This is a genomic window from Arthrobacter sp. 08Y14 (assembly GCF_002929455.1).
Lineage (GTDB): Bacteria > Actinomycetota > Actinomycetes > Actinomycetales > Micrococcaceae > Arthrobacter_B > Arthrobacter_B sunyaminii.
Window position 1 is genome coordinate 218,449 of record NZ_PJIX01000004.1, and the last position, 21,323, is coordinate 239,771.

A 21,323-nucleotide genomic window follows, 5' to 3' on the forward strand; every position below is an offset into this window, starting at 1 on the left:
TTCTGCTTGGAACAACAGCAAAGGGCGGCCCCGCGGGGCCGCCCTTTGCTGTTGTTCCTCGATGTTTAGCGGCTGGACTCGGACATCGGCTGCCACTCACCGGTCACCAGGTAATTAACCTTCCGGGTGACCGAGACGCCGTGGTCCGCGAAGCGCTCAAAGTAGCGGCTGGCCAGGGTGAGGTCAACGGTGCTGACCGCGGACACGTTCCAGTCCGGCGAAGCAATGGCCTTGAAGACGCCGGCGTGGAGCTCGTTGATCCGGTTATTGCAGGCGTAGATGTCATTGCTCAGTTCCAGGTTCCGCGTCTCGAGCAGCTCCGTAAGCAGTTCGGAAATACGGATGTCCAGCCGCGCCATCTCGCTGAAGGTTTCCACCATGGGCTCGGGCACCACATGCTCGGGGTAGCGCAGGCGTGCCAGCTGGGCGATGTGCCGCGCCAGGTCACCCATCCGCTCCAGTGAGGCGCTCATCCGCAGGGAGCCCACGATCATGCGCAGGTCGCTGGCCACCGGCCCCTGCAGTGCGAGGACATCGATGGCCCGCTCATCGAGATCATTCTGAAGGAAATCGATGCGCGCGTCGGCGGCAATGACATCCTGCGCCAGTTCAGTGTCGGCGCCTTCGAAGGCTGCGGTGGCTTTCTGCATCGCTTCGGTGACGAGCTCGGAAATCTGGGTTAGCTCTTCGCCAATCTGATGAAGCTCGGCTTGAAAAACCTTACGCACTTCGGCGTCCTTTCGGTTGTGCAGCATCCTGCCCTGGTTGTCCGCAGCTGTTGATCGCGGCCATACTGGCAGGATTTCAGTTGACGGTTAACGGTTGGGCTTCTTTTGATGAACGTTAGTTTAACGGATCAGCTTATGCCACCGGAGAAGCCTCCCGCATTTCCGCGGTCAGCCTAAGCTAGGAGAGTGAATCCTGTATTGCTGGGCCTGATTGCCGGGGTCCTCGGCCTGGCCGTGGGCGTTTCCGGTGTGCTTGCGTATGTGTCCAGCCGGCGCCAGCGCCAAGAGCTTGCCGCAAACGATGACCCGGCCATCCCCAACGGAGCAGCGGAAGTGCTGGCCGCCATTGGCCGGGCGTACATCGTGGTGGACGCGGTCGACGGCGTGGTGCGGGCCAGTCCGGGTGCCTACGCTTTGGGACTGGTCCGGGGGCACACCCTCGTGCCTCCCGAACTGTTGGCTATGACCTCCCGGGTCCGGCGTGACGGAGTCATTGAGGAACGGCAGTTGGAGCTGCAGCGTGGACCGTTGGGCCAGGGCAGCACCATCCTGCAGGTTCGAGTGGCAACTGTGGGGGAGGAGTACATCCTCATCCTCGCGGACGACCACACCGAAATCGCCCGCACCGAAGAGGTGCGCAATGACTTTGTCGCCAACGTATCCCATGAGTTGAAGACCCCCGTGGGAGCAATCTCGCTGCTTTCCGAAGCTTTGGATGACGCCGCAGGTGACGAAGAAGCAGTGCGGCGATTTGCGGCCAGAATGAGCAAGGAATCCGCGAGGCTCACGTCGCTGGTCCAGGACATCATCGAACTCTCACGCCTGCAAAGCACCGACATGGTGGACCGGGCCCGTGAGGTGGACCTGAATCAGCTCGTTGCCGAGGCGGTGGAAGCCAACCGGCTGCCGGCCGAGAACCGCAAGACAACCGTCGTCGTCGGCGGCTCCGTTGACGGCGCTGTCTATGGCGACGCGAAGATGCTGACCACGGCCTTCCGTAACCTGATCGACAACGCCATCCGATATTCGCCGGAGGGGAGCCGGGTGGGTATCGGCCTGCGGTCCCGCGACGGTATGGCGCAGGTTTCGGTTACCGACCAGGGCCCGGGGATCAACCCCGAGGACCAGGAACGGATTTTTGAGCGTTTTTACCGCATCGACAGTGCCCGGTCACGGCACACCGGCGGCACCGGCCTGGGTTTGAGCATCGTCAAGCACGTCGTCTCCAACCACGGCGGGGAAGTAAACCTCTGGTCCCAGCCGGGGCAGGGTTCCACCTTCACGGTCCGGCTGCCGGAGATGGAGTCCGCTGAGCCGTCCGCGGAGAGGCAGCAGCAATCGGACGCCGCCGGCGCCCGTGCACGGAAGGCAACCCCGCCGGCCGGCGGAGGAACGCGCGAACAAGGAGTCAGTGCTTGAGCAGGATCTTGATGGTTGAAGACGAAGAGTCCTTCAGCGACCCGCTGTCCTATCTTCTGGAACGGGAAGGTTTCGAGGTCCAGGTCGTGGACAACGGTAATGATGCCGTAACGGAATTCGACCGGCGCGGCGCGGACCTCGTGCTGCTGGACTTGATGCTTCCGGGCCAATCCGGCACTGAAGTCTGCCGGCAACTCCGCCAGCGATCCGACGTCCCCATCATCATGCTGACAGCGCTGGACGGAGAGATCGACAAAGTCGTGGGCCTGGAACTGGGGGCTGACGACTATGTCACCAAGCCCTACAGCTCCCGCGAACTGCTGGCCCGTGTCAGGGCAGTGCTGCGCCGCCGGAGCGACAGCGGGGAACTGTCCGGGCCCTCCGTTGAGGCAGGACCCGTGCGCATGGATCTGGACCGCCACGTGGTCAGCGTCAACGGAGAGAACGTGCCGCTGCCGCTCAAGGAGTTTGAGCTGCTCGAGTTGCTTCTTCGCAATTCCGGCCGCGTTCTGACCCGCGGCCAGCTGATTGAACGGGTGTGGGGCGCGGACTACGTAGGTGACACCAAAACACTTGACGTGCACGTCAAGCGGCTGCGCGGGAAGATCGAACCGGATCCGTCGCTGCCCCGCCACCTGGTGACGGTGCGTGGGCTGGGCTACAAGTTCGAAGCCTGACCGGCTCACGGAGCCCGGAACGCCGTGGTGCCCGACTCGGAACATCCGTCGCGCACGGGAAACGTCGCACACGGAAAAAGGGACCAGGCCCCGCGGCCATGATCCCTTATCCCTGCCGGCATAGCGCCGGCACAAGCTGATGAACTAGTTGGTCTGCACCGGTGCAGGCGTTTCCGCAACTCCGGTGTCAACGCCTGTGTCCTGCTCAGCGCCGGCCTCGTCGGAGGGAACCATGGTGGCAACGTCCGAGGGCACAGCCGACGGCGTCGGCAGGTACTCGCGGTAGTCAGCCAGGGTTCCGTCAACAACCGGGATGTTCACTTCGACGGTCTCGGTGCCGTTGCCGGCGTCGCCGCGCAGCCCGGTTCCCGGCTTCACATCCACGTTCGGCACAGTCACCTCGGCGGCAGCTGCGTCTTCGAAGACCACTTTGTCTCCGGCTTCAATGTTCCAGGTAAGGGTGGTGCCGCCGGTGGCCAGCGAGAATTCAACGTCCTCGGAGGAGGCGTTCACCACTGTGCCCAGGAGGCGGCCTTCTTCGCCGTCGCCGTTGCTGACCATCAGGATGTTGCGCAGCTCCACGTCTCCGACGTTTTCGACGATTCCGTCAGACGGGGAGTACTCGCGCACCGTTGCCTGCTCGTTCACGGCGCTGCAGCTGGAAACTCCCAGTACGGCCAGCGCAATTACACCGGCGGCAGCTGCTCGCTGCGCCCGGTTCTTGGGTGTGAATCTCACAGCACAAACTCCTGGGGTATTGCGGTCTCTCGACCGGCGGCGTTTCTTTTGTGCCTAGCCTATCGGCAAACCCTCAAAATGTTGGATTTTGGCCCGTTGCGGGGGACGTAAAGCTGGGCCCAGGAAGACGCATCGCCGCAGGTGGGAATGGGAAATAGGGTCCGAATAATAGTCAGCCTGATGACGATCGACTACCTGACCTGCGAAAACTCTACTCCGCGTGTCGCACACATGGTAAACTAGAGGTTGGGAAAGGGGAAAGTCCACATGGTTTTTGAGGTTGGCGAAACAGTTGTTTACCCTCACCACGGTGCCGCGAAGATCGAAGAGATCAAGATGCGGACCATCAAGGGCGAAGAGAAAATGTATCTCAAGCTTAAGGTGGCACAGGGTGATCTGACCATAGAAGTACCGGCTGAGAACGTCGACCTCGTTGGGGTTCGGGACGTAGTGGGCAAAGAAGGTTTGGAGCATGTTTTTGACGTGCTGCGGGCCGAGCTCACTGAAGAACCCACCAACTGGTCGCGCCGCTACAAGGCGAACCTGGAGAAGTTGGCTTCCGGTGACGTGGTGAAGGTGGCAGAGGTCGTTCGTGACCTGTGGCGCCGCGACCACGACCGTGGGCTCTCCGCCGGGGAAAAGCGCATGCTCGCAAAAGCCCGCCAGATTCTGATTTCAGAACTTGCGCTGGCCGAAAAGACGGACGAGGATCAGGCCGCAGTTGTTCTGGACAAGGTCCTGGCAAGCTAAGCAGCAGCATCCAAGATAGAACGCAGCACCTACGGCACGCTGCCGGTCCTTTGGGACCGGCATTTTGTCGTTAAAGGGCGTCTTTCATGCCCGGCTCCCGGGCCTGGTGCCCGAATGCGCTGCCCGGCCGAGGGGCACTAGGCTGAAGGGGTGCCAACAACCACTTCATCCCGTCAACGCATCGGTGTCATTCTCGTGGCGGGCGGTTCCGGCCAAAGGCTGGGCTACGGAATTCCCAAAGCCCAAGTGCCGCTGTCCGGCGTCGCGCTGTTGACCCGGGCACTGCGGGGTGTAGAAGCATCCGGGGTTGCCGCCGCGGTCAGCGTTGCAGTTCCGTCAGGGGACACGGTTTTGCGTTCCCTCTGCGCTGAAGCCGGGATGAGCGTCCCGCTTGCCGTAGTTGACGGCGGAGAAACCCGTGCCCACTCTGTTCGGGCTGCCCTGCAGGCCCTTCCCGCGGACATCGACTCGGTCCTGGTCCATGACGCAGCCAGGCCACTCACTCCGCCTGAGGTGTTCCACCGGGTCGCAGCAGCCTTGGCCGCGGGCGCGGAGGCGGTCATCCCTGCCGTTCCCGTCACCGATACCATCAAGTCAACCGCGCCGACAGCGCCCGGGCAGGCAGGCATCGCCTCACGGACTGTGACGGGCACCCCCGACCGTTCCGCGCTTAGAGCTGTACAGACGCCCCAGGGTTTTGACGCCGCGCTGCTGCGCAGCGCTCATTCGGCAGCTGAAAGCTTCGACGCCGCACAGGCCGCAGCAGTCACCGACGACGCCATGCTCGTTGAATCCCTCGGAGCAGTGGTTTACGTTGTCGAAGGCTCTCAGACATCCCTCAAGATCACTACGCCGCTGGACCTGCTTCTGGCCGAAGCAGTACTGGCTCAGGAACAGAATCGTCAGGAGGACTGACCATGCCCGCAGTGAACCTTCCCCGCACCGGCATCGGTGTGGACGTCCATGCGTTCGCTCCCGTCGACGCCCCGCGTCCCCTATGGGTGGCAGGACTGCTCTGGGACGGCGAGCGTGGGCTTGCGGGCCATTCCGACGGCGATCCGGTGGCCCATGCGGCGGCGGACGCCCTGTTTTCCGCCGCCGGTCTCGGGGACCTGGGTACCCACTTCGGTACAGATCGGCCTGAATATGCGGGGGCCCCGGGGCTGACGCTGCTGGGCGAAGCCGCCCGGATTGTCCGCAGCGCCGGGTTTGAGATCGGCAACGTGGCGGTGCAGCTGATCGGTAACCGGCCCAAATTCTCCCCGCGCCGCGCAGAGGCTGAAGCAGTGCTCTCCGGTGCAGCCGGCGCACCGGTGAGCGTTTCCGCAACCACCACCGATGCTCTCGGGTTCACGGGACGCGGCGAGGGCATCGCAGCCGTGGCAACCGCCGTCGTCGTATTGGCGCATGAGTCCCTGCGCGACATCTAGATCGCCGCGGAGGCGTCCCGGCGCGATAGCCTAGACCGGTGAGCTTGAGATTTTATGACACCGCTTCCGCGCAGGTCCGTGACTTTGTTCCCTTGAAGGAGGGCGAGGTCAGCCTGTATTACTGCGGCGCCACTGTGCAGGGCCGGCCGCACGTGGGGCATATCCGCTCCGCCATTGCCTTTGACCAGCTCACCCGTTGGCTGCAGTTCCGCGGCTACCGGGTCACCACGGTCCGCAACGTGACGGACATTGATGACAAGATCCTGGCCAAGTCCGCCGAATCCATGGGTGCCGAACCCTCCGCCGACGTCGTTCCCAACGAACCCTGGTGGGCGCTGGCCTACCGCTTCGAGCAGGAATTCGCCAAGGCTTATGACACCCTCGGCGTCCAGCGGCCCACCTACGAACCCCGCGCCACCGGCCATATCCCGGAAATGCATGCGCTGATTGGACGGTTGATCGAGGCTGGCCACGCCTATCCGGCGCTGGATGATTCCGGCGACGTCTACTTCGACGTCCGGTCCTGGAACAAGTACGGGTCGCTGACCCGGCAGAATATTGACGACATGCAGGCAGCGCCCGACGCCGGCCCCCGCGGCAAGCGCGATCCGCGCGACTTCGCACTGTGGAAAGGCTCCAAGGAGGGCGAGCCCCAGACGGCTGCCTGGGACAGCCCCTGGGGGAAGGGCCGGCCCGGCTGGCATCTGGAATGCTCGGCCATGGTCACCAAGTACCTTGGCCCGCAGTTCGATATTCACGGCGGCGGACTGGACCTGCGCTTCCCGCACCACGAGAACGAGATGGCCCAGTCGCAGGCAGCCGGCGACGGCTTCGCAAACTTCTGGATGCACAACGGCATGGTCACCTTCGAGGGCGAAAAAATGTCCAAGTCCATCGGCAACACGGTGAGCCCGGCGGACATGCTGGCCGAAGCAACGCCCCGGGTAGTGCGGTATTACCTGGGCCAGGCGCATTACCGGTCGGTGCTGGACTACCGGCCCACCTCTCTGCAGGAGGCAGCAGCCGCCGTGGAGCGGATCGACGGGTTTATCGCCAAGGCGCACGCCAAGGTATACGGCGCCGGAACCTATGCCTTTGTCCTGAACACCGATGCCATGCCGGCGGCCTTCGCCGAGGCCATGGATGACGATCTCAACGTTCCGCAGGCGCTGGCAGCGCTGCACGACACCGTCCGTGCCGGAAACACCGCCCTGGCCGAGGGTAATACCGACGCCGTCCGTGAGGCGCTGCATGCGGTGCTGACCATGACGGGTGTTCTCGGCCTGGATGACGTCCGGCAGCCGCAAACAGGCACGGGCGCCGAACACCGGGCCCTGGACGCACTGGTCCAATCGCAGCTGGAAGAGCGGCGGGCCGCCCGCGCTGCCAAGGACTGGGCCCGCGCAGACGCCATTCGGGATTCGCTCGCAGCCGCGGGCATCACCGTGGAAGACACCGCAGACGGCGCCAGTTGGAGTATGGCCCAGGGCTGATTCCGTCCAGAGGGTGAGACTGGAATGTTTGCTTTCGGAGTACACTGCGGGGCGTGGAACACGCAGGCCCGTGAGCCTGCGTAAACTAGAAGTAATGCTTTCTTCTAGGTTTAAGGTGTAATCGATGGCCAACAACGGACGTCCCGGCGCAATGCGTAAAGCCAAAAAGGGCCCCAGCGGGGGCACCGGTGGATTGGGCCGCAAGGCTCTTGAGGGCAAGGGACCCACGCCCAAAGCCGAAGACCGCCCCTACCACAAGGCGTTTAAGAACAAGCAGCTCTCCGAGCGTTCGGCAGCCAAACGCGGGGATTCCCGCGACAACCGTGCCGCCGGCGGCCGCAGCGGCACCAACGTCCGCGGCAAGGTGGCTGAGGAAGTCGTCACCGGCCGCAACTCAGTGGTGGAGGCCCTGCGCGCAGGCATTCCCGCCAAGGCGCTGCACGTCGCTGTCCGGATCGACATGGATGACCGCGTGCGTGAATCCCTCAAGATGGCGGCCGACCGCGGCCTGCCCGTGATGGAAACACACAAGCCCGAGCTGGACCGCATGACCAACGAGGCCGTGCACCAGGGCCTCGTGCTGCAGATCCCGCCGTATGAATACGCTGACCCCACGGATTTGGCAGCAGAAACGATCGAGGCCTGGAAGAAGGGCCACATCCGCAACGCACCGTTGTTTGTGGCGCTGGACGGCATTACCGATCCTCGTAACCTGGGTGCCATCATCCGCTCCGCGTCCGCCTTCAGCGCCCACGGCGTTGTTGTTCCGGAACGCCGCGCGGTGGGCATGACTGCGTCCGCGTGGAAGACCAGCGCCGGTGCAGCCGTCCGCGTTCCGGTGGCCCGCGCAGGCAACCTGAACAACACCCTGAAGACCTTCAAGAAAATGGGCATCTTTGTCTTGGGCCTGGATGGCGACGGCGACGTGTCGCTCCCGGACATCGTCCTGGCCAAGGACCCGGTCTGCATTGTCGTTGGTTCCGAGGGCAAGGGACTGTCCCGCCTGGTCCGCGAAAACTGCGACCAGATTGTGTCCATCCCCATTGATTCGGCCATGGAGTCACTCAACGCCTCCATGGCGGTAGGCATCAGTTTGTACGAAATTTCACGGCAGCGTTCCGCCTGATCCAAGGCGGAGTCATCCCGGAGGCAGCATGGCAGACTTGACCAGCATTAAGCAGGGCCAAGCCGCCGCGCGGCGGGTTTCACGGCCCTTTCCCCTTGGCGTGAGGAATTCCGTTCCCGGTGTTGATGAGGTGCCGGGAACCGCCAATGTCTCTGTTTACGCACCCGGTCTCACCGGCGTCGAGATCCATTTTGAAAGGGCGCCGGGAGACTGGTCCTCGGCGCCCCTGGGTGAATCCGTTGCGGGAATCCACCACGGCCGCGTGAGCGGTCTGTCCTACGGCAGCCGTTACGGATTCTGGCCGGCGGGAAAGGAGCTGCCGGGCAGGCCCGGCAGCTTCCAGCTCCTGCTGGACCCCTACGGCCGCGGAATTGACGAAGTTCCGCATCCGGACGGCGTCCCCCTGTTCTTCTCCGTCCATGTGGATCCGTCCTTTGACTGGGGCGTCGCACGCCAGCCTCATATCCCGTGGCGCGACACCGTCATCTACGAGGCCCACGTCCGGGGACAGACGATGCTCCATCCGGACATCCCCGAGGAGCTGCGCGGCACCTATGCCGGCATGGGGCATCCCGTGATGGTCAATTACTTCAAAGAGCTTGGCATCACCGCGGTGGAGCTGCTGCCGGTGCACTTTCACACCGACGAAGCCCATCTGCGTGAGCTCAACCTGAGCAACTACTGGGGCTACAACACCCTTGGGTTCTTCGCCCCGCACACCGCCTACGCCACCAAGGCAGCGCAGGCGGCAGGGCCCAAGGCGGTGCAGGACGAGGTCAAAACCATGATCAAATCCCTGCACGAGGCCGGCCTTGAGATCATCCTGGATGTTGTCTACAACCACACGGCCGAAGGCACCAAGGACCAGCCGGCGCTGAGCTGGAGGGGACTGGGCGATGAACAGTATTACCGGCACGACGGCGAAGGCCGCTATCTGGATACCACCGGCTGCGGCAACACCTTGGATTTCAGTCAACCGCGGGTAATCCAAATGACCCTGGACTCGCTGCGCCACTGGGTCCAGGACTATCAGGTGGACGGGTTCCGCTTTGATCTTGCCCCTGCGCTCTGCCGCGATGAAGACGGCCGTTTTGACCGCCGGCATCCGTTCCTGGTGGCAGTCGCGGCTGATCCCGTGCTCCAGGGGATCAAGCTCATCGCCGAGCCCTGGGACATTGGGCCCGACGGGTGGCAGACCGGAAACTTTCCGCCCGGCTGGGCCGAATGGAATGACCGGTTCCGTGACACCACCAGGGACTTTTGGCTCCGGGATCAAGCCGCGCTGGACGCCGGCGGCATTGGAAGCTCGGTGGCACGGATCGCCGGTTCGCTCGCAGGGTCGGCAGATGTGTTCGCCGGATCCGGACGCACCGCGCTGTCTTCAATCAACATGGTTACTGCCCATGACGGTTTCACGCTGGCGGACCTCACGTCCTACGAGCTCAAGCACAACGAGGCCAACGGCGAAGACAACCGGGACGGCAGCAGTGAGAACCGCAGTTACAACCACGGTGTCGAAGGCCCCACCCCGGACGGGGATGTCCTGGCCCGAAGGGCGCAGAGCGCCCGGAATATCATGGCGACCCTGCTGATGTCCCTGGGAGTTCCCATGATCACGGCCGGCGATGAACTTGGGCGCACGCAGCAGGGCAACAACAACTCGTACTGCCAGGACAGCCCCCTCACGTGGCTGGACTGGAACCTGGGCGAGGGCGGCCGCCGGATGCTGGCAACCACGCGCACATTGCTGCGCCTGCGCCATGAGTTCCTCGCCTCGCAGCCGTACCGCTTCCCGGCGGACGCCAACGAAGCATCGTTGCTGTGGTTCGATGTTTACGGCCAGCCCATGGCGCTGGACAGGTGGGAGGATCCAAGCTCCCGGGTGGTCCAGCTGCTGGTGAGCTCCCGGAACGGGATGCTGAGGGGGCTCATGGTCCTGAACGGCTCGCTGGAGGATACCGAATTCACCCTGCCCGAGGCTCAGGCCCTGGAAGGATCAGGCGCAGCCCGCGATGAAAACCACTCCTATGAACTGCTGCTGAGCACAGCCGCCGATGCGCAGGAGCGCACCGGCCTGCGGCTGCGCGGAGGGGAGAAGGACATCCTGCCGGCCAACTCAGTGAGCCTGTACCGGGCCTAGGGGAGCCCGTACCGGGCCTAGATGAGCCCGTACCGGCATCTGGGTGTCGCCCAGATGCCGGAAGGGCCAACTAGGCGTTGGCCACCAGCCCCAGTTCCGCTTTGGAAGCCAGCCCTGCGTGCACCGGAAGCACCCTCACGGTGTACCCGAAGGGGCCGGCCTGCTCAATGCCGATCGTGCCGGAGAACATGTGGCGGCCAGAGCCGAGGTCCTCGGCCTGAACCAGCTCCTCGGTCCGCGGGTCCGCCAGCTGGTCATTTTCCAGGGCCTTGCCGTAAGCCACTTCCACGCTAACGTCCTCCGGACGCAGGGAGCCCAGTGATACGTAGGCCTGCACTTTCAGCTGGTCGCCGATTTGCGGGTCATCGGTGATGCCGATGGAATCCACATGTTCCACCGAGACAGCGGACCAGCCGTCACGGATTCGGGTGATCCATTCCGCCAGTTCCTTCGCTGCTGCGTACCCGTTGGCGGAAGCAGCACGCCCGGACTGTCCGGCGGGGCGGTAGAGCCGGTTCACGTAGTCGCGCAGCATGCGGTTCGCAGACACCGCCGGACCCAAGTCGGCCAGCGTGTGCTTGACCATTTCCAGCCATTCGCTTGGCAGGGAGCCTGTCGGTGCATCCGAAGGGCCGGCGGAACCAGCCTCCGCGGGCGGTTCCTTTCCATAGAACATGGGCGTCACGGCGTTTTCCAGCAGGTCATACAGCGCTGCCGCTTCCAAATCATCGCGCTGGTCCGGTCCGTAAACCTCCCTCGTGCGCGCTCCCTGGGTCGGGTTGGCGGAGGGGATGGCCCAGCCGTTGCCGCCGTCGAACATCTCGTCCCACCAGCCGTCCAGGATCGAGAGGTTCAGTCCTCCGTTGATCGCAGACTTCATGCCCGAGGTGCCGGATGCCTCCAGCGGCCGCAGCGGGTTGTTCAGCCACACGTCACAGCCGGGAAACAGCGTGCGTGCCATGGCGATGTCGTAGTTGGGGAGGAACACAATGCGGTGCCGGACCTCCGGGTCATCGGTAAACCGGACGAGATCCTGGATCATGCGCTTGCCCTGCTCATCGGCGGGATGCGATTTGCCGGCAACCACCACCTGAAGCGGATGGGTGGGATGCAGCAGGAGGGCTTTCAGCCGGGCGGGATCCCGGAGCATAAGGGTCAGACGCTTGTAAGTGGGGACCCGCCGGGCGAACCCGATGGTAAGGATGTCCGGGTCCAACACGTTATCGGTCCAGGCAAGCTCGGCATCGGTGGCACCGCGCTTGCGCCAGGCGGCACGCACCCGGCGGCGCACGTCATCGATCAGGTTGGAACGCAGTCGGCGCCGAAGGTCCCACAGATCTCTGTCGCTGATCTCGTAGGCCCGGCTCCAGTCGCGGTCGTGAACCGTGGCAACACCGAACTTCTCGCGGGCCAGTTTGGTGACTTCCGGATCAACCCAGGAGGGCACGTGCACGCCGTTGGTCACCGAGGTGATGGGCACTTCGGAGACATCGAACCCGGGCCACAGGCCCGAGAACATTTCACGAGACACCTTTCCGTGCAGCTTGGCCACGCCGTTGGCACGCTGGGCCAGGCGAAGACCCATTACTGCCATGTTGAACTTGCCGGGATCACCGCCGTCGTAGCTTTCAGCACCCAGGGCGAGGACCTTGTCCGTCGGGACCGACTGCGCCAGCCCGGCGCTGAAGAAATGCCGGATCTGGGACTGGTCAAAGCGGTCAATGCCCGCCGGGACGGGAGTATGAGTGGTGAAGACAGTGTTGGCACGGGTTGCGGTCAGGGCTTCTTCCCAGCCCATGCCGTTGTCCATCAGTTCGCGGATGCGTTCGACGCCCAGGAAGCCGGCATGGCCTTCGTTGGTATGGAACACCTCAGGGGCCGCCGTGCCGGACAGGCGCTCGTAAACCCGCAGCGCCTTGACGCCGCCCATGCCCAGCAAAAGCTCCTGTTGCAGGCGGTGGTCTCCGCCGCCGCCGTAGAGCCGGTCCGTAATGCCGCGGGCGGCGTCGTCGTTGCCGGTAACGTCCGAGTCCAGCAGCAGCAGCGGAACGCGTCCGACGTCGGCACGCCAAATCTGCGCGGAAAGCCGGCGGTTGTTGGGCAGCGGGAGGTTGACCCGGGCGGGGGTGCCGTCTTCTTCGCGCAGCAGTGTCAGCGGCAGGCCGTTGGGATCCAGCACAGGGTAGGTTTCCAGCTGCCAGCCGTCGCGGGACAGCGCCTGCTTAAAGTACCCGGCCTGGTAGAGCAGGCCGACCGCTATCAGGGGGACACCCAGATCCGAGGCCGACTTGAGGTGGTCGCCTGCAAGGATGCCCAGACCGCCGGAGTACTGGGGCAGGACGGCACTGATGCCGTACTCGGGGGAGAAATACGCCACGGCACGCGGTGCGTCTTCGCCCAGTGTTTGATACCAGCGCGGGGCGGTCAGATAGGCATCCAGATCGGCACCGAGATCCTGGATGCGCTGAACCAGTTCAGCGTCCTGTGCCAGCCGTTCGAGGCTGCCGCGGCTCACTGACCCGAGGAACTTGACCGGGTCATGCCCGCTGGCCTTCCAAGCCTCCGGGTCAAGGTCGGCGAAGAGCCGGGTGGTGGGCTCATGCCATGACCACCTCAGGTTTGAGGCCAGCTTACTCAGGGGAGCAATGCTGTCGGGGAGGACGGTTCGGACGGTAAACCTTCGAATTGCCTTCACCCGAGTTACGCTAGCGCAAAACGAACCCCGAATGGCATGGGTAGTGCTTGGAATCTGTTAGATTTCTGCCAATTAAGTCTCTGTGTCGGTGCTGCGCGAAAAACTCGCCAATACCCGGCGCCACCTGCGGGAAAACTCCAGAAAGTACGCTGCCTTAGCATTCTGCCCAGAATGTCGCTAACGTCTAGTCTGTGACCAGTTCCAGTGCGATGCCATCCAATGACCTGCCCGCTGAGGAACTCCGGTTCGGCCGGATTCCCATCATCAACGTGACCCCGGTGGTTGAATGCGGCCGCATTCCGGCCAAAGCCATACCGGGTGAGGACCTCGTCATCGGGGCCACGGTCTTCCGTGAAGGCCATGACCTTGTGGGCGTCAGCGCAGTGCTGTATGACCCCGAAGGCACCGAGATACAGCGGGTGCGGATGCACCCGGTGGGCATCGGCCTGGACCGGTGGGGCGGTTTGCTCCGGCCAGAAGGCACCGGCTCCTGGAGCTTCGCCGTCGAAGGCTGGGCTGACCTGTACTCCACCTGGCACCACAACGCTGAAGTGAAGATCAAGGCCGGCGTGGACACAGAATTGATGCTCGCGGAAGGGGCTGCCCTGTTCCGGGATGCCGCGCAGGAGCGCGCCGGTGACAGTGCACGGATTCTTGAGGCTGCGGCAGCAGCGCTCGCCGACACCGGTCTGCCCGTGGAGGACCGCCTGGCGGCAGCAGCTTCCGATGCCGTTCTTGTGGTCCTCGACCGGGAACCGATCCGCGATCTGGTGACCAGCAGCCCCCGTTTTCCCCTCCACGTTGAGCGTGAGCTTGCCGGCCGTGGCGCCTGGTACGAGTTCTTTCCGCGCTCCGAGGGCGCAAAACTGGATCCCGCAACCCGGGAATGGACTTCCGGGACCTTCCGCACTGCCGCGCGCAGTCTGCAGCGGGTAGCGGACATGGGCTTTGACGTGATCTACCTTCCGCCGGTGCATCCAATCGGCGTGACCCACCGGAAGGGGCCCAACAACACGCTTGTCGCCGGCCCCGGAGATCCCGGCTCCCCCTGGGCCATCGGTTCCGCCGAGGGCGGCCATGACGCCATTCATCCGGACCTGGGCAGCTTCGAGGACTTCGACGCGTTCGTGGACACGGCCCGTGAACTGGGTCTGGAAGTGGCTATCGACCTTGCCCTGCAGGCGTCCCCGGACCATCCCTGGGTGACCAGCCATCCGGAATGGTTCACCACACGCGTGGACGGCACAATCGCTTACGCCGAAAACCCGCCGAAGAAGTACCAGGACATCTATCCCCTGAACTTCGACAACGACTTCACCGGCTTGTCGGAGGAGATCCTGCGGATCGTCCTGATGTGGATTGGCCACGGCGTCAAGATTTTCCGCGTGGACAATCCGCACACCAAGCCCCTGATGTTCTGGGAATGGCTGATAAAGACGGTCAATGAAAAGCATCCGGAGGTCATTTTCCTGGCCGAGGCATTCACCCGCCCGCCCATGATGCATGCCCTGGGCATGGCCGGATTCCAGCAGTCCTACACGTACTTCACCTGGCGGAACACCCGCAAGGAGCTGGAGGAGTACTTCACCGAGGTCTCGTCTGAGACGGCGGCATTCTTCCGGCCGAACTTCTTCGTAAACACTCCGGATATCCTGACCGAGTTCCTGCAGTACGGTGGACCGGCGGCCTTTAAGATCCGGGCCGTTCTGGCCTCCACGGCCAGTCCGCTCTGGGGCGTTTACGCCGGCTACGAGTTGTTTGAGCATGTGGCCCGTCCCGGTGCCGAAGAGTACATCGACAACGAAAAGTTCGAGTACAAGGAGCGTGACTTCGCCGCGGCGGAGGCGGAGGGCAGGAGCCTGGCCCCGTACATCACCCGGTTGAACGAAATCCGGCACACACATCCGGCGCTGGGGGACCTGCAGAACCTGACGGTGCATTCCAGCACGGACGAGTCAATCGTGGTGTACTCCAAGCACAAGGAGGTCCGCCCCGGGGACCCCGCCAGCAGGGACACCCTGATTATCGTGGTGAACACGGACCCGCACAGCGCCCGGGAGTGTAGCGTGTCGCTGGACCTGGGGGCACTGCACCTTGATCCGAAGGACTTCAACGACGACGGAACCTTCTGGGTGGATGATCTTCTCAGCGGCCAGAGCTGGCGCTGGGGAGCTCACAACTATGTCCGGCTGGACGCCCATTTTGAACCTGCACACATCCTGTCAGTTCGGAGGAACTCCTAGTGCCCAACCCGTTTCAGCTGCACGCCCCAGGTCTCACAAATGACCCGCACTGGTACCGCAAAGCAGTTTTCTATGAAGTGCTCGTGCGCGGCTTCGCGGATGCCAACGGGGACGGGTCCGGTGACTTCACGGGCCTGATCGACAAACTCGACTATCTGCAGTGGCTCGGCGTTGACTGCCTCTGGCTTCCCCCGTTCTTTAAGTCCCCTCTTCGGGACGGCGGATACGACATCTCTGATTACTACGATGTCCTGGACGAGTTCGGAACCATCAGCGACTTCAAGCGGCTGGTGGCTGAAGCCCACGCCCGCGGCGTGCGCGTGATCATTGACCTTCCGCTGAACCACACCTCGGACAAGCATCCGTGGTTCGAAGAATCCCGCAGTGATCCGGACGGCCCCTACGGCGACTTCTATGTCTGGTCCGACACGGACCAGAAGTATGAAGACGCACGCATCATCTTCGTGGACACCGAAGAGTCCAACTGGGCCTTTGACCCCGTGCGGCGGCAGTTCTACTGGCACCGTTTCTTCAGCCACCAGCCGGATCTCAACTTCGAGAATCCCAAGGTGGTTGAGGCGATCTTCGACGTCGTCCGGTTCTGGCTCGACCAGGGCATTGACGGGTTCCGTGCCGATGCCATTCCTTACCTGTTTGAGGAGGACGGCACCAACTGCGAGAACCTTCCGGCGACGCACCGCTTCCTCAAGGACCTGCGCACCATGGTGGATGAAAACTACCCCGGACGCGTCATCGTGGCGGAGGCCAACCAGATGCCGCATGAGGTCGTGGAGTACTTCGGCGACGAAACCGGGCCTGAATGCCACATGGCGTTCCACTTCCCGATCATGCCCCGCCTCTTCTACGCGCTGCGCGACCAGAAGGCTGCGCCCATTGTGCAGACGATGGAGGAAACCCCGGACATTCCGGCGGGTGCCCAATGGGGAACCTTCCTGCGCAACCACGATGAGCTCACCTTGGAAATGGTCACCAACGAGGAGCGCCAGGCGATGCTCGGCTGGTACGCACCGGATTCACGCATGCGGGCCAACGTCGGCATCCGCCGGCGGCTGTCGCCGCTTCTGGACAACTCCCGTTCGGAAGTGGAACTGATCCATGCGCTGCTGCTTTCGCTTCCCGGCAGCCCGTTCCTCTACTACGGCGACGAAATCGGGATGGGAGACAACATCTGGCTTGAGGACCGTGACGCCTCGCGCACCCCAATGCAGTGGAACCCGGACCGCAACGCCGGCTTCTCCACCGCGGATCCCGGAAAGCTGTACCTGCCCGTGGTGCAGTCGTTGGTCTACCACTACAACCACGTGAACGTGGAAGCCCAGCTGGCGAGTTCCAGCTCGCTCCTGCACTGGATCCGCCAGATGATCATGGTCCGCAGGACCCACCCCGCGTTCGGGCTCGGTTCCTACCGGAATGTGCCCACCGAGGCGGAGTCCGTCCTGGCGTTCCTGCGCGAACTGCCGGCGGATAATCCCGAAGGCGAGGTGGGAGAGGTCATGTTCTGCATTTTCAACCTCTCCCAGCACCCGGTTTCGGCCACGGTGAGCCTGCCCGAGTTTGCCGGCCGCGGGTTGCGTGACGCCTTTGGCGGTACCCCGTTCCCGGCCTTCGGGGCGGACGGTTCCGTCACCCTGACCCTGGGCAGCCACGATTTCTACTGGCTGCGCCTGCGCTCTCCGAAATCAAACACTTCCTCGCCCCAGACCGAAGCGATTCCCCTCATTCCCATTTCGGAGGCCGTGAAGAAATGAGCCAGTTGACTCCGTCGCTGCCTGAACTCCTGACCGCCTGGCTGCCGCAGCAGCGCTGGTTCCCCGCGAAGGGCCGCGAAATTTCCCTGGACAGGGTGGGCGGCATCCGCTTGGAAGACCCGGCGGGGGCCGTGGAACTGGAAGTCCACCTCATCGCCGTGAGCTCGGGTCATCGAACGGACGTCATCAACGTCCCCGTGAGCTATCACAGCACCCCGGTGCCCGAACTGGCCGATTCGCTGCTCGGACGTGCCCAGCATGCCGAGCTGGGAGAGCGCTGGCTCTATGACGGCACTGCTGATCCGGTTTTCGTTACGGCGTGGCTGGAACTGATGCGTTCGCAGTCGTCCTCGGTGGACGGCCACACCCACGGCATCGCGTTGGCCGGATTTGCCGATTGGCCGCCCTTTGACAGCGTTGTGGATGCCAAGCTGATGAAGGGCGAGCAATCCAACACTTCCGTGGTGGTGCCCGCCCGGCCCAACCAGCTGATTATCAAGTTCTATCGGGTCCTCGCCGCGGGAGAAAGCCCCGATGTACAGGTCAGCGCCAAGCTCACTGCCATGGGTTCCGCCGACGTGCCGACCACCTTTGGCTGGGTGACGGGGAGCTGGCGGGATCCGCTGGCCGACGACGGCGCCTGGGTCGCCGGGGACCTCAGCGTCCTGCGCGAGTTCATCCCCAACAGTGAAGATGCCTGGCGCCCCGCTTCCGCTGCCGCCCTGGCGAATTCCGATTTCACCGCCGAGGCTGAAGAGCTGGGGGCAGTCACCGGGCGCATCCACCAGCAGCTGGCACAGGCTTTCGGCAGCGAGCCTCCCAGTGCGGCGGAACGCTCCAATTTCCTCGAGTCCCTTGAAAACCGGATCCGCTGGGCCTGGAAAGAAGCCCGGAGCTATGTGGGGGAGTACGACGAACCGCTGGAGTACCTGCTCCGGCAGATCAGCAACCTCGAAAAGCTGCCCAACCTCCAGCGCATCCACTCTGATTACCACTTGGGCCAGGTCCTGAAATCAGGCACCCATGGCTGGATGGTGCTGGACTTTGAAGGAGAGCCGCTGCGGCCGGCCGCTGAGCGCAGCGTTCCGGATGTGCCGCTGCGCGACGTGGTGGGCATGCTCCGGTCCATTGACTACGCCGCCGGAGTGGCGCTCGTCGAAGGCCCAGGAGAAGGTGCCGCTGCCGGTTCCAAAGATCAGCAGCGCCGCGGCTTGGAAGCCGCGCGCTGGGCCGCTACGGCGTCCGAAGCTTTTCTCCGCGGCTATGAGAAGGAAACAGGCACGCAGATCAACCGCAGCGATCCGCTGTACCTTGCCCTGTGGCTGGACAAGGCCCTTTACGAAGTTGTCTACGAAATACGCAACCGCCCCGACTGGGTCCGCGTGCCGGTCGCTGCCGTTCGGCAGATTCTGGAACAGGCACGCAGGCAGGTCCACGGAACGAGCAGCCAGGAAGAGAATTCAGTGACTAAGACTCCACCCTCCGCTCCTAAGGGGAACCGTCCTTCGGAACCCGCGCTGCCCGCGAAAGCGGACGACGTCGTCGTACCGGCCGCCGGCGAAGCTGCCGTGGTGCCCGCGCACCGCAACCCGCTGCCGGTTTCCACGGATGTGCTGCAGGCCGTGTCCGAGGGCCGGTATCACCAGCCGCACGCGGTGCTGGGCGCCCACGTGGATGATCAGGGCCTCGTGACGATCCGCACCCTGCGCCCCCTTGCCCAGCAGGTAGTCGCTGTGACTGCCGGCGCACGTGTTGAGCTTCAGCACGAGTACAACGGCATTTGGGTTGGCACACTTCCTGCTGACCGTCCGGGCCAGGTTCCCGACTACCGGCTCGAAGTGACCTACGAGGGTCTTGGCGCGCAGCGCTTTGACGACCCGTACCGGTTCCTGCCGTCGCTGGGGGAGATAGATCTGCATCTCATCGGCGAGGGCCGGCACGAGAAGCTGTGGACGGTGCTTGGAGCGAACCTGCACCATTACAAATCTGTCCTCGGTGATATCGACGGCGTCAGCTTCGCCGTTTGGGCACCCAACGCACAGGCGGTGCGCGTCAAGGGCGATTTCAACGCCTGGGACGGCAGGATTCACGCCATGCGCTCCCTGGGCGGCTCCGGAGTATGGGAATTGTTCATCCCCGATGTGGAACCCGGCGCGCGTTACAAGTATGAAATCCTCGGCAGCGACGGAATCTGGCGTGACAAAGCCGACCCCCTGGCCCAGGCCACGGAGGTTCCGCCGCTGACCGGTTCCCGGGTGGTGGAGTCCACCTATGTGTTCCAGGATGCGGAGTGGATGGAAGCCCGGGCGGCAAGGGACCCGCACAATGCACCCATGAGCGTCTACGAAGTGCATCTCGGATCGTGGCGCCTCGGCCTGGACTACCGCCAGATGGCGGACCAGTTGGCGGAATACGTGAAGTGGCAGGGGTTCACCCACGTGGAGTTCATGCCAGTCGCTGAGCATCCGTTCGGCGGCTCGTGGGGTTACCAGATCACCTCCTACTTCGCTCCCACTGCGCGCTTCGGGCATCCGGACGACTTCCGTTATCTGGTGGACAAGCTGCATCAGGCGGGCATCGGCGTCATCCTGGACTGGGTTCCGGGACACTTCCCCAAGGACGAGTGGGCGCTGGCCAAATTTGACGGGCAGACGCTGTACGAACACGGAGATCCGCTCCGCGGCGAGCAGCCCGACTGGGGCACGCTCATTTTCGATTACGGCCGCCGGGAGGTTCGCAACTTCCTCGTCGCCAACGCGATCTACTGGCTTGAAGAGTTCCACATCGACGGCCTGCGGGTGGATGCCGTGGCCTCCATGCTGTACCTGGACTACTCCCGGCCCGCCGATCAGTGGCGTCCCAACGCCTTTGGCGGCAGGGAGAATCTCGAGGCCATCTCCTTCCTGCAGGAAGTCAACGCCACCGCGTACCGCCGTGTCCCCGGCATCGTGATGATTGCGGAAGAGTCCACCGCGTTCCCGGGCGTTACCCAGCCCACCAGTAGCGGAGGCTTGGGATTTGGCCTGAAATGGAACATGGGGTGGATGCACGACACCCTGGAGTACATGTCCGAGGACCCCATCAACCGGATGTACCACCATGCCAAGCTGACGTTCTCCCTGGTCTACGCCTATACGGAGAACTTCCTGTTGCCGATCAGCCACGACGAAGTTGTGCATGGCAAGGGTTCGCTGCTGCGGAAGATGCCCGGCGACCGCTGGCAGCAGTTGGCCAATGTTCGGGCCTATCTGGCGTTCCAGTGGGCACACCCGGGTAAGCAGCTCATCTTCATGGGCACGGAATTCGCCCAGGAAGCGGAATGGTCGGAACAGTACGGTCTGGACTGGTTCCTCACCGACACCCCGCAGCATAAGGGCGTGCAGCTGCTGGTCCGCCAGCTCAACGAGATCTACCGGAATACACCGGCTCTTTTCGACCGCGACAACGAGCCGGCCGGATTCCAGTGGATCAACGAGAACGACGGCGCCCGCAACGCACTGTCCTTTATCCGGTACGACCATCAGGGCAACCCCCTGGTGTGCATCGCCAACTTTGCCGGCACCCCGCATGAGAACTTCAGGCTCGGCCTGCCGTGGGCCGGCGAATGGGTGGAGGCATTGAATACGGATGCGGCCGAGTTCGGCGGATCCGGTGTGGGCAACTTGGGCGTTGTCACCGCTGAAGAGGGAGCCTGCAACGGACAGCCCGCCTCGGCGACGCTGACTGTACCGCCGTTGGGTGTGCTGTACCTGTTGCCCAAGGACGTCTAAGCCGGGCAATTTAGGGTGACCAGGCCCGGGGCGCAGCCGCTCCGGGCCTGGTTCACCGCAGCCGCAAAACCGTGCTAGAGTTAATACCCGCGCTGATCGAGGCAACGAGAACAGCTGAGCGTCACGGAGCTTAGGCTCCATCCGGTTCGCCGGAAGGGCGAGCAGCCGTTTTGACAGACTCTGATCAGGGCGGTAAGATTGAAAAGTTGCTCCGGAGCGATGCAGAGCGGAAGATCCTTGGATCTGAGCCTGTTGGTGCCGGAAGCAGTCTGTTGTTTGAGAACTCAATAGTGTGCCAAGTTTATTGATACCAATTATTTTAATTGGTTGAACTGGTTGTTTCCG

General features: G+C 63.5%; 14 protein-coding genes. 11 read left to right on the plus strand and 3 right to left on the minus strand.

Annotated features, from left to right (window positions below; all coding sequences use genetic code 11):
* Positions 1-65 precede the first annotated feature (65 nt).
* A complete protein-coding gene (gene phoU / locus CXR03_RS16815; RefSeq protein ID WP_104055970.1) occupies positions 66-728 on the minus strand; it encodes a phosphate signaling complex protein PhoU in 663 nt (220 codons plus the stop codon).
* A 186-nt stretch (positions 729-914) separates the two neighbouring features.
* Between phoU and CXR03_RS16820 the strand changes: the two genes are divergently transcribed.
* Positions 915-2,147, plus strand: a complete 1,233-nt coding sequence (locus CXR03_RS16820) for a cell wall metabolism sensor histidine kinase WalK (RefSeq protein WP_104104883.1) — start codon at positions 915-917, stop codon at positions 2,145-2,147.
* The gene (locus CXR03_RS16825; protein ID WP_104055906.1) at positions 2,144-2,824 is read left to right on the plus strand and encodes a response regulator transcription factor; all 681 of its coding nucleotides are present in this window, start codon (positions 2,144-2,146) and stop codon (positions 2,822-2,824) included. The genes CXR03_RS16820 and CXR03_RS16825 overlap by 4 nt, the downstream gene beginning before the upstream one ends.
* 144 nt (positions 2,825-2,968) lie before the next feature.
* Here the strand turns inward: CXR03_RS16825 and CXR03_RS16830 are convergent, their stop codons facing one another.
* Positions 2,969-3,562 carry a hypothetical protein gene (locus CXR03_RS16830; protein WP_104104884.1) on the minus strand — a complete coding sequence of 198 codons (594 nt, stop codon included), beginning with the start codon at positions 3,560-3,562 and terminating at the stop codon, positions 2,969-2,971.
* Between the two features lie 267 nt (positions 3,563-3,829).
* Here CXR03_RS16830 and CXR03_RS16835 point away from each other — a divergent pair, with 267 nt between their 5' ends.
* The 6 genes from CXR03_RS16835 (at position 3,830) to glgX (ending at position 10,501) form a co-directional block, all read left to right on the plus strand.
* Positions 3,830-4,312, plus strand: a complete 483-nt coding sequence (locus tag CXR03_RS16835) for a CarD family transcriptional regulator (RefSeq protein WP_104055910.1) — start codon at positions 3,830-3,832, stop codon at positions 4,310-4,312.
* 150 nt (positions 4,313-4,462) lie between these two features.
* Entirely contained in the window at positions 4,463-5,227 is a 765-nt protein-coding gene (gene ispD / locus CXR03_RS16840; protein ID WP_104104885.1) for a 2-C-methyl-D-erythritol 4-phosphate cytidylyltransferase, read from the plus strand.
* A 2-nt stretch (positions 5,228-5,229) separates the two neighbouring features.
* Positions 5,230-5,742 (plus strand): 2-C-methyl-D-erythritol 2,4-cyclodiphosphate synthase, encoded by a 513-nt coding sequence (ispF, locus tag CXR03_RS16845; RefSeq protein WP_104104886.1) that lies wholly within the window; start codon positions 5,230-5,232, stop codon positions 5,740-5,742.
* A gap of 38 nt (positions 5,743-5,780) precedes the next feature.
* Positions 5,781-7,235, plus strand: coding sequence for a cysteine--tRNA ligase (gene cysS / locus CXR03_RS16850; RefSeq protein ID WP_104104887.1), 1,455 nt, complete (start codon positions 5,781-5,783; stop codon positions 7,233-7,235).
* Between the two features lie 124 nt (positions 7,236-7,359).
* Positions 7,360-8,361 carry a 23S rRNA (guanosine(2251)-2'-O)-methyltransferase RlmB gene (rlmB, locus tag CXR03_RS16855; RefSeq protein WP_104104888.1) on the plus strand — a complete coding sequence of 334 codons (1,002 nt, stop codon included), beginning with the start codon at positions 7,360-7,362 and terminating at the stop codon, positions 8,359-8,361.
* Positions 8,362-8,389: 28 nt separating this feature from the next.
* Positions 8,390-10,501, plus strand: a complete 2,112-nt coding sequence (gene glgX, locus CXR03_RS16860) for a glycogen debranching protein GlgX (RefSeq protein ID WP_104104889.1) — start codon at positions 8,390-8,392, stop codon at positions 10,499-10,501.
* Between the two features lie 70 nt (positions 10,502-10,571).
* On the opposite strand, the gene glgP is transcribed toward glgX, so the two are convergent.
* The gene (gene glgP / locus CXR03_RS16865) at positions 10,572-13,196 is read right to left on the minus strand and encodes an alpha-glucan family phosphorylase (protein ID WP_104104890.1); all 2,625 of its coding nucleotides are present in this window, start codon (positions 13,194-13,196) and stop codon (positions 10,572-10,574) included.
* Between the two features lie 209 nt (positions 13,197-13,405).
* Between glgP and CXR03_RS16870 the strand changes: the two genes are divergently transcribed.
* From CXR03_RS16870 to glgB, 3 genes are read left to right on the plus strand one after another with little or no spacing between them, the layout of a single operon-like run.
* Positions 13,406-15,439, plus strand: a complete 2,034-nt coding sequence (locus CXR03_RS16870; protein ID WP_104104913.1) for an alpha-1,4-glucan--maltose-1-phosphate maltosyltransferase — start codon at positions 13,406-13,408, stop codon at positions 15,437-15,439.
* Entirely contained in the window at positions 15,439-17,208 is a 1,770-nt protein-coding gene (gene treS / locus CXR03_RS16875) for a maltose alpha-D-glucosyltransferase (protein ID WP_104104891.1), read from the plus strand. The genes CXR03_RS16870 and treS overlap by 1 nt, the downstream gene beginning before the upstream one ends.
* Positions 17,205-20,978 (plus strand): 1,4-alpha-glucan branching protein GlgB, encoded by a 3,774-nt coding sequence (glgB, locus tag CXR03_RS16880; RefSeq protein ID WP_104104892.1) that lies wholly within the window; start codon positions 17,205-17,207, stop codon positions 20,976-20,978. Before treS ends, glgB begins: the two co-directional genes overlap by 4 nt.
* The last annotated feature ends 345 nt before the right edge of the window (positions 20,979-21,323 follow it).

Excerpts from the sequence above, each read along its gene's own strand:
- CXR03_RS16835 (WP_104055910.1), top strand. The coding sequence starts at position 3,830 with ATGGTTTTTGAGGTTGGCGAAACAGTTGTTTACCCTCACCACGGTGCC.
- rlmB (WP_104104888.1), top strand. The coding sequence starts at position 7,360 with ATGGCCAACAACGGACGTCCCGGCGCAATGCGTAAAGCCAAAAAGGGC.
- CXR03_RS16870 (WP_104104913.1), top strand. The coding sequence starts at position 13,406 with ATGCCATCCAATGACCTGCCCGCTGAGGAACTCCGGTTCGGCCGGATT.
- glgX (WP_104104889.1), top strand. The coding sequence starts at position 8,390 with ATGGCAGACTTGACCAGCATTAAGCAGGGCCAAGCCGCCGCGCGGCGG.
- glgB (WP_104104892.1), top strand. The coding sequence starts at position 17,205 with ATGAGCCAGTTGACTCCGTCGCTGCCTGAACTCCTGACCGCCTGGCTG.
- ispF (WP_104104886.1), top strand. The coding sequence starts at position 5,230 with ATGCCCGCAGTGAACCTTCCCCGCACCGGCATCGGTGTGGACGTCCAT.